Origin of the sequence: Methylobacterium sp. J-030 (assembly GCF_022829545.1) — a bacterium.
Taxonomy (GTDB): domain Bacteria; phylum Pseudomonadota; class Alphaproteobacteria; order Rhizobiales; family Beijerinckiaceae; genus Methylobacterium.
In genome coordinates, this window is record NZ_JAKSYM010000369.1 from 75,464 (window position 1) to 87,791 (window position 12,328).

The 12,328-nt window shown below is 71.0% G+C and carries 15 protein-coding genes and 1 pseudogene; 6 read left to right on the forward strand and 10 right to left on the reverse strand.

The annotated features are described in order from the left end of the window. The first annotated feature begins 360 nt into the window (after nucleotides 1-360). The 4 genes from MKK75_RS29270 (at nucleotide 361) to MKK75_RS29285 (ending at nucleotide 2,572) form a co-directional block, all read left to right on the forward strand. On the forward strand, nucleotides 361-960 hold the full coding sequence (locus MKK75_RS29270; protein ID WP_244045998.1) for a PAS domain-containing protein: 600 nt from the start codon (nucleotides 361-363) through the stop codon (nucleotides 958-960). A 169-nt stretch (nucleotides 961-1,129) separates the two neighbouring features. After that, entirely contained in the window at nucleotides 1,130-1,351 is a 222-nt protein-coding gene (locus MKK75_RS29275) for a hypothetical protein (protein WP_244045999.1), read from the forward strand. A 143-nt stretch (nucleotides 1,352-1,494) separates the two neighbouring features. Further along, nucleotides 1,495-2,004: a ferritin-like domain-containing protein gene (locus MKK75_RS29280; protein ID WP_244046000.1), complete on the forward strand. Its 510-nt coding sequence runs from the start codon at nucleotides 1,495-1,497 to the stop codon at nucleotides 2,002-2,004. 370 nt (nucleotides 2,005-2,374) lie between these two features. Continuing rightward, a complete protein-coding gene (locus MKK75_RS29285; RefSeq protein WP_012318739.1) occupies nucleotides 2,375-2,572 on the forward strand; it encodes a hypothetical protein in 198 nt (65 codons plus the stop codon). Between the two features lie 61 nt (nucleotides 2,573-2,633). On the opposite strand, the gene MKK75_RS29290 is transcribed toward MKK75_RS29285, so the two are convergent. Next, nucleotides 2,634-3,404, reverse strand: coding sequence for an SDR family NAD(P)-dependent oxidoreductase (locus MKK75_RS29290; protein ID WP_244046001.1), 771 nt, complete (start codon nucleotides 3,402-3,404; stop codon nucleotides 2,634-2,636). 154 nt (nucleotides 3,405-3,558) lie between these two features. Between MKK75_RS29290 and MKK75_RS29295 the strand changes: the two genes are divergently transcribed. Beyond that, nucleotides 3,559-4,182 carry a TetR/AcrR family transcriptional regulator gene (locus tag MKK75_RS29295; RefSeq protein WP_244046002.1) on the forward strand — a complete coding sequence of 208 codons (624 nt, stop codon included), beginning with the start codon at nucleotides 3,559-3,561 and terminating at the stop codon, nucleotides 4,180-4,182. A 39-nt stretch (nucleotides 4,183-4,221) separates the two neighbouring features. Here the strand turns inward: MKK75_RS29295 and MKK75_RS29300 are convergent, their stop codons facing one another. From MKK75_RS29300 to MKK75_RS29340, 9 genes and pseudogenes are all read right to left on the reverse strand, one after another. Next, nucleotides 4,222-4,566, reverse strand: a complete 345-nt coding sequence (locus MKK75_RS29300; RefSeq protein ID WP_244046003.1) for a DUF1330 domain-containing protein — start codon at nucleotides 4,564-4,566, stop codon at nucleotides 4,222-4,224. A 59-nt stretch (nucleotides 4,567-4,625) separates the two neighbouring features. Beyond that, nucleotides 4,626-5,318, reverse strand: a complete 693-nt coding sequence (pyrF, locus tag MKK75_RS29305; RefSeq protein WP_244046004.1) for an orotidine-5'-phosphate decarboxylase — start codon at nucleotides 5,316-5,318, stop codon at nucleotides 4,626-4,628. A 341-nt stretch (nucleotides 5,319-5,659) separates the two neighbouring features. Further along, nucleotides 5,660-5,932, reverse strand: coding sequence for an usg protein (locus MKK75_RS29310; protein ID WP_244046005.1), 273 nt, complete (start codon nucleotides 5,930-5,932; stop codon nucleotides 5,660-5,662). Nucleotides 5,933-6,114: 182 nt separating this feature from the next. Further along, nucleotides 6,115-6,222: pseudogene (locus tag MKK75_RS36465) on the reverse strand (uracil-DNA glycosylase family protein); the annotation flags it as partial. An 89-nt stretch (nucleotides 6,223-6,311) separates the two neighbouring features. Continuing rightward, entirely contained in the window at nucleotides 6,312-6,665 is a 354-nt protein-coding gene (locus tag MKK75_RS29320) for a BrnA antitoxin family protein (RefSeq protein WP_244046006.1), read from the reverse strand. Further along, nucleotides 6,652-6,930, reverse strand: a complete 279-nt coding sequence (locus tag MKK75_RS29325) for a BrnT family toxin (RefSeq protein ID WP_244046007.1) — start codon at nucleotides 6,928-6,930, stop codon at nucleotides 6,652-6,654. The genes MKK75_RS29320 and MKK75_RS29325 overlap by 14 nt, the downstream gene beginning before the upstream one ends. Nucleotides 6,931-7,039: 109 nt before the next feature. Beyond that, nucleotides 7,040-7,654: a uracil-DNA glycosylase family protein gene (locus tag MKK75_RS29330; RefSeq protein ID WP_244046008.1), complete on the reverse strand. Its 615-nt coding sequence runs from the start codon at nucleotides 7,652-7,654 to the stop codon at nucleotides 7,040-7,042. A gap of 137 nt (nucleotides 7,655-7,791) precedes the next feature. Further along, on the reverse strand, nucleotides 7,792-9,987 hold the full coding sequence (locus MKK75_RS29335) for a xanthine dehydrogenase family protein molybdopterin-binding subunit (RefSeq protein WP_244046009.1): 2,196 nt from the start codon (nucleotides 9,985-9,987) through the stop codon (nucleotides 7,792-7,794). Nucleotides 9,988-10,038: 51 nt separating this feature from the next. Continuing rightward, entirely contained in the window at nucleotides 10,039-10,494 is a 456-nt protein-coding gene (locus MKK75_RS29340) for a (2Fe-2S)-binding protein (protein ID WP_244046010.1), read from the reverse strand. Between the two features lie 272 nt (nucleotides 10,495-10,766). Here MKK75_RS29340 and MKK75_RS29345 point away from each other — a divergent pair, with 272 nt between their 5' ends. Next, nucleotides 10,767-12,302 (forward strand): sensor histidine kinase, encoded by a 1,536-nt coding sequence (locus MKK75_RS29345; RefSeq protein WP_244046011.1) that lies wholly within the window; start codon nucleotides 10,767-10,769, stop codon nucleotides 12,300-12,302. Nucleotides 12,303-12,328 lie beyond the last annotated feature (26 nt).

The window sequence follows — 12,328 nt, forward strand, 5'->3', positions numbered from 1 at the left end:
GCACAGTCTGCGCCGGCGGGCGCTCCACGTCCGTTCGAACCGGGGCGGCGGCTTCAATCAACGCGCGAAGAACGGAGCCTCTGCCAAGCTTTGCCGCATCACGCGCGCCCGGTGATTGCCGTGGCGTTGCCGGCCGGGCTGGTGACGCGGCGTTGTCCAGCCTCGACGTCGACGCCGCACAAGACGCGGCGGTTCGGCACGCGCCGCGGGGGATCGGCGCTGGGCGCACAGGCCGGATGCAGGCGCGGCATACACCTGCTGTAGACACGATATGCGTGATCATCGATCTCCGGTTGAGGAAGCCGATGAGGCGGATCGGCGACACGGCGCGGAATGCCGGTCGGGCGGGGGACAGTTCAGATGGACCAAGCGGCGGACGACGTCGTATCCGAGGCCGCGCTCGCCGCGGCCCTCGAGACCTCCGGCGGCGTCGGCTTCTGGATGTGGGACATCCGCGCCGACATGGCCCGCGCCGACTCGGTCAGCGCCCTGCTGTTCAACATCAGCCCCGCCCGGTCGCGGGACGGGGTCAGCCTGTCGGAGATCCTGGAGGCGATCCATCCGGACGATCAGGCGCATATCGCGCAGGTCATCCTGGACTGCGTTCAATCCGGCAGTTCGTACACGGCCGAGTACCGCGTGTGCTCGCCGGCGGGCCGGCTGCGCTGGGTGTTCACCCGCGGGCATTTCTACCTCGACGAGCACGGACGCCCGACCACGGGCCGGGGGGTGATCGTCGAGATCTCCGACAGCAAATCCGCCGGCCCGGCCTTCGCGCAGCGCGATGGCAGCCTGATCGATGCCCTCAACCGGGCCGCGGACCTGTGCCTGTCCCTGCACAACGCGGTCTCGCAGGTCGAGGATGCGCCCATCCTGGCGCTGACCGAGACCCTGCTGCTCGAGATCGGCCGGCACTTGGCGCAGCAGCAGCGGATCGCGCACGGCCCCGCGATGCATTGATGGGCCCCGACCGGCCCTGCAGGTCCCGGATCTTCCGCGCGATGCGCGCGGCCACGGCCTGGTCGACCGCCACCGCCCGCCCGGTGTCGTCGGGCCGGCCGCGCCCCGTCTGCAGTTCGAAGCGCGCTACGCCTGGATCGACCGGCCCCGCGCCGACCGTGCCTTCCCGATGGGCCCGGACTTCACGGTGGCCGACGCCTACCGCGACGCGCTCACGGGCTGGGGTCAGGCGTCCCGGCTGACCGCGTCCGACAGGGCCGACATCCACGTCGACGCCCTGGGCCATCTCCAGGCGTGGTACGGCCGCGCGCGTTCCCGTGAGACCGTGCGGCGCGCGTTGCGGGCGGAGGGGCTGGAGACCGCGGATGCCGGCGCTCGGACCGGCTCGTAGCGCCGGGAGGTTCGCGGGAGGCCGGCTCGGCGCGGCACCCGCGACCTCCTGTCCGGGCTGCGCGACCCGGAACTTGGCCGCGCGACGCCTGCGTTTCTTGGTTGAATGGGCGGCAGCGCCCACAACTCAAAAGAGGTATCGCCATGACAACAGACGCGCGCGAGATCTACGTCACGGCCCTCAAGAACACCCATGCCGTCGAGATGCAGGCGCTGCAGATCATGGAGCGGCAGGTCGAGCGCCTGGAGCGCTACCCGGAGATGGAGCAGGCCCTGCGCCGCCACATCGAGGAGACGCACGGCCAGCGCCAGCGTCTGGAGGAGGCGCTCCAGAGCCTGGGCGACACCCCCTCGGCGCTCAAGGAGGGGTTTCTGGGCTTCGTCGGCAACATGATGGCTTTGGGCCACGCCCCGGCCCAGGACGAGATCCTGAAGAACACCTACGCCAACCACGCCTTCGAAAACTTCGAGATCGCGGCCTACGAGTCGCTGCTCGTCATCGGCGATGCCGCGGGCCAGCAGGGGCACCGGACGGCGTTCCAGCAGTCGCTGAAGGAGGAGCAGGGCATGGCGGAGGCGGTGCGCAAGCTGATCGGGCCGACCACCGAGCGCTACATGGCGCTGACCACGTCCGGCGCGAAGGCCGACCGGTAGGAGACCCTGCGACGCGCAGGCCGATCCGGGGCACCGGCATCCCGGGCCGGGCTGCGCCTCTCCCGCCCCGCTCGTCGGGGGACGGGAGGGGCGGGGCCGTTCCGGCCCGAGTTCGACCGAAACCCGTGAAGCCGGCAGCCCGCGGGAACGAGGCCCCACGCCCCTTCGGCCGCCGAGCTCTTCTCGCCGCGGGAACGACCGGAGGCCAGTCACGGCTAAGCTCCGGCGAGACCAGCTCCGGTCAGTCCGGCGACCTCCGGCTTCCGAATACGCTGGACCGCCGGAACCGGGCACGAAAAACAGTCGCACCGCGCGAACCTGCGGCCGGCATGACCGTTGTGTCTCCAAACACCGACCCGGAGGACAGGTTATGGCCAAGCACGAGATCCTCGGCTACTTCGAGCACCGCCGCGACGGCGCCTGGGTCTGCGTCCGCCCGTTCACGCTGACGACGCGGGATGCCAGCGTCGATATCCGCCAGGGCATGCGGTTCGACTACGGCAAGCGGGTCGGCGGCGTCGACCTTGCCGAATACCTCGAGCGGCTGGGCTCGCAGTTCGGCTCGTGAGCTGAACGTCCATACGCGTTCCCAAGGAAGGCGCCGGACCGGGTCCGGCGCCTTCCTTCGTTCAGGCCCCGCCCCACTGCATCGTCAGCCCGCCATCCACCACCAGGGTATGGCCGGTCACGTAGGCGGAGGCGGCCGAGGCGAGGTAGAGGATCGCCCGGGCAATCTCCTCCGGCTGGCCGGCCCGGTGGAACGGAATCCGCTCCAGGGACCGGTCGAGCACCTCCGGCTTCTCGAACCGGTCGGCGGTCATCGGGGTCTCGATCAGGCCCGGGGCGACACTGTTGACGTTGATCCGGTCCTCGGCCATCTCCCGCGACAGCGAACGGCACAAGGAGCCGAGCCCGGCCTTGGACATGCCGTAGGGCGCGCTCTCCGGCGTCGGCAGGTGCTGGGCCACGGAGGAGACGAACACGATCTTGCCGTTGCCCCCGTGCGCCTTGCGCATCCTGATGAACGGCCGGGCGCAGAACAGCGGGCCCATCAGGTTCACCCGCAGGATCCGCTCCAAAAGCGCGTCGTCCATCTCGGCCACCGGCACGCCGCTCATCGCCTGCCCGGCATTGGCCACCAGGATGTCGAGGGTGCCGAACTCGCTGCCGATCCGGTCGAAGGCCGCGTTCACAGCCGCCGGATCGCCGACATCGAGCTGGAGCACGAGCGCCCGGCGCCCGGCCGCCTCGACCCGGGCGGCGGTCTCGCGGATGCCGGCCTCGTCGGTGTGGTAGGTGATCGCCACGTCGGCCCCCTCCCGGGCGAACAGCTCGGCGGTCGCCTGCCCAATGCCGGAATCGGCCCCGGTGATCAGGGCCCGGGTGTCGGTCAACGTCATCGCTCATCCCTCGCAGGTGCCGCGGTCGCGGCCGGATGCCGGGGCAATGGGTGCCGCCGGGCCCGGTTCCGCGCGGCGCGCACCGGCCGCAGGGGAACCTTCGGCCGGACCAGCGTCTTTGACGCTCCGCGCCCGCATGCCCTAGTGAGGACGCATGTCCCTCGACGACACGATCCCCTGCCTGAGCGAGGACAGCGCGCCCGACACGCGCAGCCGCATCCTCGCGACGGCGGACGCGTATTTCCGCGAGATCGGCTATCAGAAGACGACGGTCGCCGACATCGCCCGGGCGCTGAAGATGAGTCCGGCCAACGTCTACCGCTTCTTCGACTCGAAGAAGGCGATCAACGAGGCGGTGCTGGAGCGCCTGATCGGCGAGGTCGAGGCGCTGATCTCGGAGATCGCCGACCGGCCGGGCCTCGATCCGACCGGTCGGTTCGTGGCGGCGATCGAGACCCTGCACCGCGACTGCACCCGGCGCTGCGAGGCCTTTCCGCGGCTGCACGAGATGATCGAGGCCGCGATGGCGGAGAGCTGGGAGGTCTGCCGCCACCACGTCGCCCGGATCACCGCCGGGATCGAGCGGATCATCCGCGACGGCGTAGCCCGCGGCGTCTTCGAGGCCGCGGATCCCGCCGAGGCGGCGGCCTGCGTCCACGCCGCGATCGCCCGCTACACGCACCCGGTGCTGGTCGGGAAGTCGCCGCTCCAGCCGGCGCCGTCCGTGGAGGCCATGACGGCGTTCCTGCTGCGGAGCCTGGCACCGGCGCGGCGCTGAGGCTCGGCCGGTTGCGGTCTTCGCCGCCTGGCCAAACCTCTACTCGGAAGCCGCCCCCGCCTCCGGCGCCGGCTCGGAGGTGCTGGGCTGCGGGCCGTCATAGCCCTCGATCACCAGGATCTCGGCCTCGACTCCGCCGCGCTGCTTGGCCTTGGCGGCCTGATAGAGGTCGGAATTCCAGCAGGCGAGGGCGTCTTCGTAGCTCGGGAACTCGATCACCACGTTGCGCGACCGGGCCAGGCCCATCACCGCCTCGTGGGCGCCGCCGCGCACGAGGAAGCGCCCGCCGAACTTGGCGAAGGCGGCGCCGTTGGCCGCCACGTAGTCCTTGTAGGCCTCCGCGTCGCGGACATCGACCCGCGCGATCCAATAGCCCTTCGTCATGCTCGTTCTCCTGCCCTGCGCGAAGTGGATCCGGGCCGCGCGAAAACAATGCTTTCCGGTCAGGCCATCTCGGCCACGATCGCCCGGGCCATCGCGCGGGGGTCGGCGGCGCCGGTGATCGGGCGCCCGACCACGACGTGGTCGATCCCGGCCTTGCGGGCCTCGCCGGGGGTCATCACCCGCTTCTGGTCGCCGGCCTCCGCGCCCGCCGGGCGGATCCCCGGGGTGACGATCAGGCGGTCCGGCCCGACGATGCGCCGGACCGCGGCCGCCTCGGCCGCCGAGCAGACGAGGCCGTCGATGCCGATCCCGGCGGCCTGGGCGGCGCGCCGGGCGACGAGGTCCGCCACCGGCAGGCCGTAGCCGGCCTCGGCGGCGTCGGCATCGTCGTAGGAGGTCAGCACCGTGACGGCGAGGATCCTCAGGCTCGCGCCCCGGCCGCGGACAGCCGCCCGCATGGTCTGGGGATAGGCGTGGACGGTGAGGAAGGTGGCGCCCGAGCCGGAGGCCGAGCGGACGCCCTCCTCGACGGTGTTGCCGATGTCGTGGAGCTTCAGGTCGAGGAAGACCTTGAGGCCGCGTCCCGCCAGGCGCTCGGCGAGCGCGAGACCGCCCGCGTATCCGAGCTGGTAGCCGATCTTGTAGAAGGTGGCGGCGTCGCCGATCCGGTCGATCAGCGCCTCGGCCTCGGGGACGCCCGGCAGGTCGAGGGCGACGATCAGGCGGTCGCGGGGGTCGGCAATCTCGGGCATCGGGCGTCCTTCCGGGTCGCGGCAGGGATCACGGCCCGGCGAAGCGTGTCAATGCGCGACCGAGGCCCAGCCAGTCCGGGCAGGACGACGATGGGCCCATATCTCTCTCGGAGAAGAGGCGCAGCGGTTGAAGCCACGCGCCTCTCCCTCCCCCCTTTGCGGGGGAGGGTGACGCGCGGTGCCGGCTCGCGATGCGTGAACATCGGAGCCCCCACGGGGGAGGGAACGCGCGCGCCATTCGGAGACGGTGGCATCCCTGCCATGGGCCGTACGCAGCGCGATCGGCTACGGCTTCGAGACTCTGCATCCACAAACTTTTTGCGCCTAACCGGGGGCCGCATTCAGTGAAGCAGGAAGTCGCCCGACACGGCGCGCAGCTCGGCCGGCTTCAGGAGCTGGCAATGCATGACCTTCACGGAATGCAAAGGCCCGTCGAGCCTGCTCTGCCAGAAAGCCAAAAATTTTCGCAATTCCGGCAGTTGCGGGAAGAGATCGTGCTGCTGCCAGACGAAGGTCTGCAGCAGATGCGGGTAATCCGGCACGTGATAGAGAATTTCGGCGGTCGTCAGGCTGTAGCCTTCGAGCCACGTGCGGCGGCGTTGCGCATCTGACATTGATCAACCCACTCCGAAGGTTCGGCTGATGCAATATCCTGTCTCAATGAGCCGGCTCACTCAAGGGAATGCTTCGCCATAATCCATCGCCCCGGCAAATGCTTCTGCCCTGTGGCGCCGCTGCCGCCGTGGCGCTTCTTGCCCGACGCATCACCGTGATCCGAGGAACCGGGCTCATCTTGCAGCACCCGCGCAACTTCCGCCTTCAGCACCGGCAGCAGCTCCGCCTCGAACCAGGGCTCGCGCTTGAGCCAGCCGTCGTTGCGCGAGGCCGGGTGTGGCAGGGACAAGCCGGGACGGACCTGCGCCTGTTCATGACGCCCGAGCACCCTGACACGCTGCATCACCGCCGGGCGTGTGGCGCGGCGCTTCTGTGCTGTCAGCCTGACTTCGCTGCCTTGGCCCGCGCTGGCACGCGCGGCGCCCCCTTCGCCAGCGCCGCATTCATGCGCGCCTGCCAGCCAGGACCGTCCGCCTTGTAGGCGGCCAGCACGTCGGGATCGACGCGCAGCGTCAGGGACACGCGCTTGATCTCGGCCTTCGGACGTCCCCGCGCGGTGAGGGCGGCGTAGAGGGCAGGCGGCAGAACGTCCTGCGCGGGGCGCAGGTTTGCCAATTCCAGATCGGTCAGTTCCGCTGCATCGGGATCCCCGGCGATGGAGGCCTGCAGGCGCGCTTCCTCGGCCTCGCCGAGAGCGGGCGCTTTGCGCCGCGGCCGTTCACGCGTGGTCATAGGCTTTCCGCTCCTTCCGGCTCGCAGGTCGCAGGCTGATCGCCGAGACAGCTTCCGTCCCAAGCATCGAGAACGTGAGGGTCACAAGCTCGGAATCAAGAAATCCAACCGCCTTGAAGCGGCGCCCGCCGCGCGTGCTGGCGTAGGATTCGGTGACGAGCGCCGTCTCCCACGCGAAGCGTGCTTGAGCATCGGCAAAGTCCAGGCCATGACCTTCGGGAGGATCCTTCAGGTTCTTCTGACGCTTCGACTCGTCCCAGACCATCCGCACGCAGGTTTGTAATGCGCGAAACGCGGCACCGTCGAGTCCGCCTTCGGCGCGTGAAGCCCCGGCGCGACGCTGCGGGGTTCAGGACGCCACGCCGGGGTTCACCTCACCCAGCCAGCACCCGCGCCACCTCCGCCTTCAGCACCGGCAGCAGCTCCGCCTCGAACCAGGGCTCGCGCTTGAGCCAGCCGTTGTTGCGCCAGGACGGGTGGGGCAGGGGCAGGATCCGGGGGCGGCGCGGCTCGGCGAGGATCTCCCGCCAGCGCCGCACCGTGCCGGTGAGCCCGTCCTCCAGCCTACCCAGGTGCCAGGCCTGCGCGTACTGGCCGATCACCAGAATCAGCGCGAGGTCCGGAAGCCCGGCGAACAGCTCCGCCCGCCAGCGCTCCGCGCATTCCCGGCGGGGCGGCCGGTCGCCGCCCTTGGCGTCGAGGCCGGGGAAGCACGCGCCCATCGGCACGATGGCGACCCGGGCGGGGTCGTAGAACCGCGCCTCGTCGAGGCCGAGCCAGGATCGCAGGCGCGCGCCCGAGGGATCCATGAAGGGCAGGCCGGTCCGGTGCGCCCGGGTGCCGGGGGCCTGGCTGGCGATGCAGAGGCGCGCGCCCGTGCTCCCCTGGACGATCGGCCTCGGCTCCTGCGGCAGGGGCGCGCCGTAGAGCGGGCTGTCCCGGCAGAGGCGGCAGGCGCGCAGGCGGGCGGCGGTGTCGTCGAACGGCATGCCTTGGAGATGGCGCCGGGCGGCCCAAAAAAGAAACGGCGCGGTGTCGCGCCGCGCCGTTGTCAGTCGTGTCTCTTGCCTTGGGGGGAAGACCCGCTCGTCCTACGCCGATGCCCGGTGGCGGGACGTGCGATTCCTCACGCGCCCTTCACGCCGGAGAGGTCGAGCGGCAGGGACCGCAGGCGCCGGCCGGTGGCGGCGAAGACCGCGTTGGCGATCGACGGCCCCAGCACGGGGACGCCTGGCTCGCCGATCCCGGTGGGCGCCACCTGGCTCGGCACGATGTGCACCTCCACCTTCGGCATCTCGCTCATGCGGGTGGGCTCGTAGGCGTCGAAATTGTGCTCCTGCACCTGTCCATCCTTGAGGGTGATGCGGTTGCGCAGCACCGCCGACAGGGCGAAGCCGACCGCCCCCTCGACCTGCGCGCGGATCACGTCCGGGTTGACCGGCACGCCGACATCCACCGCCGCCACGATCCGGTTCACCCGGATCGCCGCATCCTGCGCGGTCACGTCGGCCACCATGGCGACGTAGGAGCCGAAGGATTCGTGGACCGCCACCCCGAGGCCGCGGCCCTTCTCCTGCGGCTTGGCGCTCCAGCCGGCCTTCTCGGCGGCGAGCCGCAGCACCCCGGCGAGGCGCGGGGCCTGGGCCAGGAGCGACAACCGGTAGGCCACCGGATCGACGTCGGCGGCGTGCGCCAGCTCGTCGATCATCACCTCCATCACGTGGGCGGTGTGGGTATGGCCGACCGAGCGCCACCACAGGACCGGCACGCCCTCGCGGCCATTGTGGACGCCGAACCGGTAGGCCGGCAGTGCGTAGGGCGTGTCGGAGGCGCCCTCCACGGTGGTGGAATCGATCCCGTTCTTGACGATCATCGCCTCGAACGGCGAGCCGATCATGATCGACTTTCCGACGATGACGTGGTCCCAGCCCACCACCGCGCCCTTGGCGTCGATGCCGGCCCGGACCTTGTGGAGCACGGTCGGGCGGTAATAGCCGCCGGCCATGTCGTCCTCGCGGGTCCAGACGAGGTGGAGCGGAGCCTTCTCGCCGGAGGCCTTGAAGACGGTGGCGGCTTCCGCGAGGTAATCGGCCGTGGGTGTCGCCCGGCGCCCGAAGGAGCCGCCGGCCCAGTTGCTGTGGAGCCGCACCCGGTCGGGCGTCACCCCGAGGATCGCCGCCATGGTGGCCTGCTCGATCGTCTGGAACTGGAAGCCGGCGTAGACGTCGTAGCCGCCGTCGGCCGCCTTCTCGATCGTGGCGTTCAAGGGCTCCATCGCCGCGTGGGCGAGGTAGGGGAAGGTGAACTCGGCCTCGATCACCTTGGCGGCGCCCTTCAGCGCCGCCTGCGGGTCGCCGCGCTCGGAGGCCGTGAGGCCGGGGCCCTTGGCGCGCTCCCGGTACTCGGCGAGGATCGCGTCCGACGAGCGGGTCTCGGCGGTGCCGTCGTCCCAGGAGACCGTGAGCGCCGCGCGGCCCTTCATGGCCGCCCAGGTGTCGCGGGCGATCAGCGCCACGCCGGTCGGCACCTGCACCACGTCGAGGACGCCCGCGACCTTGCGGGCGGCGGTCGCGTCGAAGCTTTTCACGGTGGCGCCGAAGCGCGGCGCCCGGGCCACAACGGCGGTGACCTGGTTCGGGCGGCGGATGTCGAGGGAATAGACCGCCGTGCCGTTGGTCTTGGCGACCGAATCGAGCCGCGGCACTTTCTGGCCGATCAGCCGCCACTCGCTCGGGTCCTTGAGACGCGGCTCGGACGGGACCGGCAGGGAGGCGGCGGACGCTGCCAGTTCCCCGAACCGGGCCTGCCGGCCGGACGGGCCGTGGCGCACGATGCCGTCCGTCACCGTGATCTCGGAGACCGGGACCTTCCAGCGGAAGGCGGCCTCGGCCATCAGCATCTCGCGGGCGGCCGCACCCGCCTTGCGCAGCTGGAACCACGAATTGGCCACCGCGGTGGAGCCGCCGGTGCCCTGGATCGGGCCCATCAGGCTGTTGTTGTAGAGCGTGGCGTCCGCGGGGGCGAACTCGGTGCGGACTTGTCCCCAGTCGGCGCCGAGCTCGTCGGCCAGGATCGTGGCGAGCCCGGTCGTGTTCCCCTGGCCCATGTCGAGGTGCTTGATGATCACCGTCACGGTATCGTCTGCGCCGATCCGCACGAAGGCGTTGGGCTGCGCCTTGACGTCGGCGAGGTTCGGGCCGGCGGCGGCGCGGGCGGGTTTCGGGTCGAGCCGGAACGCCACCACGAGGGCGCCGGCGCCCGCCAGCAGGCCGCGGCGGCTCGGACGGGCGGGGAGGGGACTCGGTCGACGGGCGTTCAGCATGGCGGCGAGGCTCCGGTCAGGACCGCGGGGGAAGATGGGTACCGGGACGGATCAGGCGAGGCTGCGCGCGGCTTCGTGAATCGCGGCGCGGATGCGCTGGTAGGTGCCGCAGCGGCAGATGTTGCCGTCCATGGCGCCGTCGATATCGGCATCGCTGGGCTTGGTGTTGCCCGACAGCAGGCCGATCGCCGACATGATCTGGCCGGACTGGCAGTAGCCGCACTGAACCACGTCGAGCTTGCGCCATGCCGCCTGGACGGCCTCGGCCACCCGGCCCGACACGCCCTCGATGGTGGTCACCTGGGCGGTGCCGACATCGCCGACCTTCGTCTGGCAGGACCGGACCGGCTGCCCGTCGAGGTGGACCGTGCAGGCGCCGCACTGCGCGATGCCGCAGCCATACTTGGTGCCGGTGGCGTCGAGCCGGTCGCGGAGAACCCAGAGCAGCGGCATGTCGGGATCGGCGTCGATCTCGTGCGCGACGCCGTTGACGGTGAGCTTCGGCATGGTCGGCGACCCCTGATCGACACGTGAGCCCAGGCGCTCCGGATGGCGGCGCGTCGCGCGGTGAGGGCCTGACCGTCAGCTTAAACCCTAACGAGCCGGGCCACACGTGTGCTGTGCGCGATCGCACATCCAGCCGGCCGGCCGATCAGCCTCGCCACAGCCAGAATGCTTAAGATCCGAGCGATTCCGACAGCCCCTTCTTAACGTATCCGTCTCATCCTCAGGGAGCGATTCCCGGCCGACACCGCCTTCCTTCGAGTTTCAGTGCGCGTATGCCCGATCTCACCGTCGAGATGGTCCAGCGCGGTCGCGGCCCCTCGACGGAGGAGGCCGCCCGCCGCCTCGGGGTCGCCCGCCAGATCCGCTCGGCGCGCGAGAAGCTGACCTCGCAGACCGGCCTGGAGCGGGCCTTCGACTACGAATTGCTACGCCACTACGCGCAGTACCGGGCCGGGGCCGGCATCCCGCTGGCGGGCTTCGCGGCGGCGCTCGCCGCGGCGGCGACGTTCTGGATCGCGCCGCCGGTGGCGGTCGCCTGGGCGCTCGGCGTGTTCCTGATGATCACGCTCAACACGACGCTGAGCCGGCGCTTCCTGACCGCCGACCCCGAGACGAGTCCCCTCGGGCGCTGGCGCCGCCGCTTCCTGATCGGCGAGGTGCTGCAGAGCCTGTCGTGGGCGGCGATGATCGGGCTCGGCGCCACGGGCGGCTGGACCTTCGCACTGATCGGCCTCGTGATCGCCTCCGCGGTCACCACCATGCTGGCCGCGACGGTGCCGCTCGCGGCCGTCGCGGCGCTGGTGCCGCTGGCGCTGGCCACCGCCGCGCTCGCCACCTTCTCCCGCGCGGCGGACGCGCTCCTGCTCGTGACGATGGCGGGCGGCGCGCAGCTTTTCTTCCTCGGCCTGTCCCGCCGCCTCTACGCCGCCACGATGGGCGCCCTGCGCTCGCGCGCCGAGAAGGACGCGGTGTTCGGCGAACTGGAGCAGGCCAAGGCCAATTCCGACGAGGCCCGCCGCCGGGCCGAGGAGGCGAACCTCGCCAAGTCGCGGTTCCTGGCCACGATGAGCCACGAGCTGCGCACGCCGCTCAACGCGATCCTCGGCTTCTCGGAGGTGATGAAGAACGAGGTGTTCGGCACCCACACCGCGCCGTCCTACCGGGAATACTCCCACGACATCCACGACAGCGGGCTGCACCTGCTCAACCTGATCAACGAGATTCTCGACCTGTCGCGGATCGAGGCGGGGCGCTACGAGCTCAACGAGGAGCCGGTGCAGCTCGCCCACGTGGTCGAGGAGTGCCGCCACATGATGGGCCTGCGCGCCAAGGCCAAGAACCAGACCTTCCACGATCTCGTGGACGATGCCCTGCCGCGGCTCTGGGCGGACGAGCGGGCCCTGCGCCAGATCGTACTGAACCTGCTCTCGAATGCCGTGAAGTTCACGCCGCCGGGCGGCGAGATCTGGCTGAAGGTCGGCTGGACCGCCTCGGGCGGGCAGTACGTCTCGGTCAAGGACAGCGGCCCGGGCATCCCCGAGGACGAGCTCGGCACCGTCCTGTCCTCGTTCGGGCGCGGGTCGCTGGCGATCAAGACCGCCGAGCAGGGCTCAGGGCTCGGCCTGCCGATCGTGAAGGGGCTGGTGGAGCTGCATGGCGGCCAGTTCCAGCTCACCTCGAAGCCCCGGGAGGGCACCGAGGTGGTGGTGACCCTGCCGGCCTCCCGGGTGATGGACACGCTGCCGCCGGTCGCGATCGGCACGGAGCCCGGGGCGCCGGCCCGGGGCGCCCTCAACCGGGCGGCGTGAGGCGCACCGGCTGCCACGTCGCGGTC

Bases quoted from the DNA above. Each gene is read 5' to 3' on its own strand.
- MKK75_RS29270 (WP_244045998.1), top strand. From the start codon at position 361: ATGGACCAAGCGGCGGACGACGTCGTATCCGAGGCCGCGCTCGCCGCG.
- MKK75_RS29275 (WP_244045999.1), top strand. From the start codon at position 1,130: ATGGGCCCGGACTTCACGGTGGCCGACGCCTACCGCGACGCGCTCACG.
- MKK75_RS29280 (WP_244046000.1), top strand. From the start codon at position 1,495: ATGACAACAGACGCGCGCGAGATCTACGTCACGGCCCTCAAGAACACC.
- MKK75_RS29285 (WP_012318739.1), top strand. From the start codon at position 2,375: ATGGCCAAGCACGAGATCCTCGGCTACTTCGAGCACCGCCGCGACGGC.
- MKK75_RS29290 (WP_244046001.1), bottom strand. From the start codon at position 3,404: ATGACGTTGACCGACACCCGGGCCCTGATCACCGGGGCCGATTCCGGC.
- MKK75_RS29295 (WP_244046002.1), top strand. From the start codon at position 3,559: ATGTCCCTCGACGACACGATCCCCTGCCTGAGCGAGGACAGCGCGCCC.
- MKK75_RS29300 (WP_244046003.1), bottom strand. From the start codon at position 4,566: ATGACGAAGGGCTATTGGATCGCGCGGGTCGATGTCCGCGACGCGGAG.
- pyrF (WP_244046004.1), bottom strand. From the start codon at position 5,318: ATGCCCGAGATTGCCGACCCCCGCGACCGCCTGATCGTCGCCCTCGAC.
- MKK75_RS29310 (WP_244046005.1), bottom strand. From the start codon at position 5,932: ATGTCAGATGCGCAACGCCGCCGCACGTGGCTCGAAGGCTACAGCCTG.
- MKK75_RS29320 (WP_244046006.1), bottom strand. From the start codon at position 6,665: ATGACCACGCGTGAACGGCCGCGGCGCAAAGCGCCCGCTCTCGGCGAG.
- MKK75_RS29325 (WP_244046007.1), bottom strand. From the start codon at position 6,930: ATGGTCTGGGACGAGTCGAAGCGTCAGAAGAACCTGAAGGATCCTCCC.
- MKK75_RS29330 (WP_244046008.1), bottom strand. From the start codon at position 7,654: ATGCCGTTCGACGACACCGCCGCCCGCCTGCGCGCCTGCCGCCTCTGC.
- MKK75_RS29335 (WP_244046009.1), bottom strand. From the start codon at position 9,987: ATGCTGAACGCCCGTCGACCGAGTCCCCTCCCCGCCCGTCCGAGCCGC.
- MKK75_RS29340 (WP_244046010.1), bottom strand. From the start codon at position 10,494: ATGCCGAAGCTCACCGTCAACGGCGTCGCGCACGAGATCGACGCCGAT.
- MKK75_RS29345 (WP_244046011.1), top strand. From the start codon at position 10,767: ATGCCCGATCTCACCGTCGAGATGGTCCAGCGCGGTCGCGGCCCCTCG.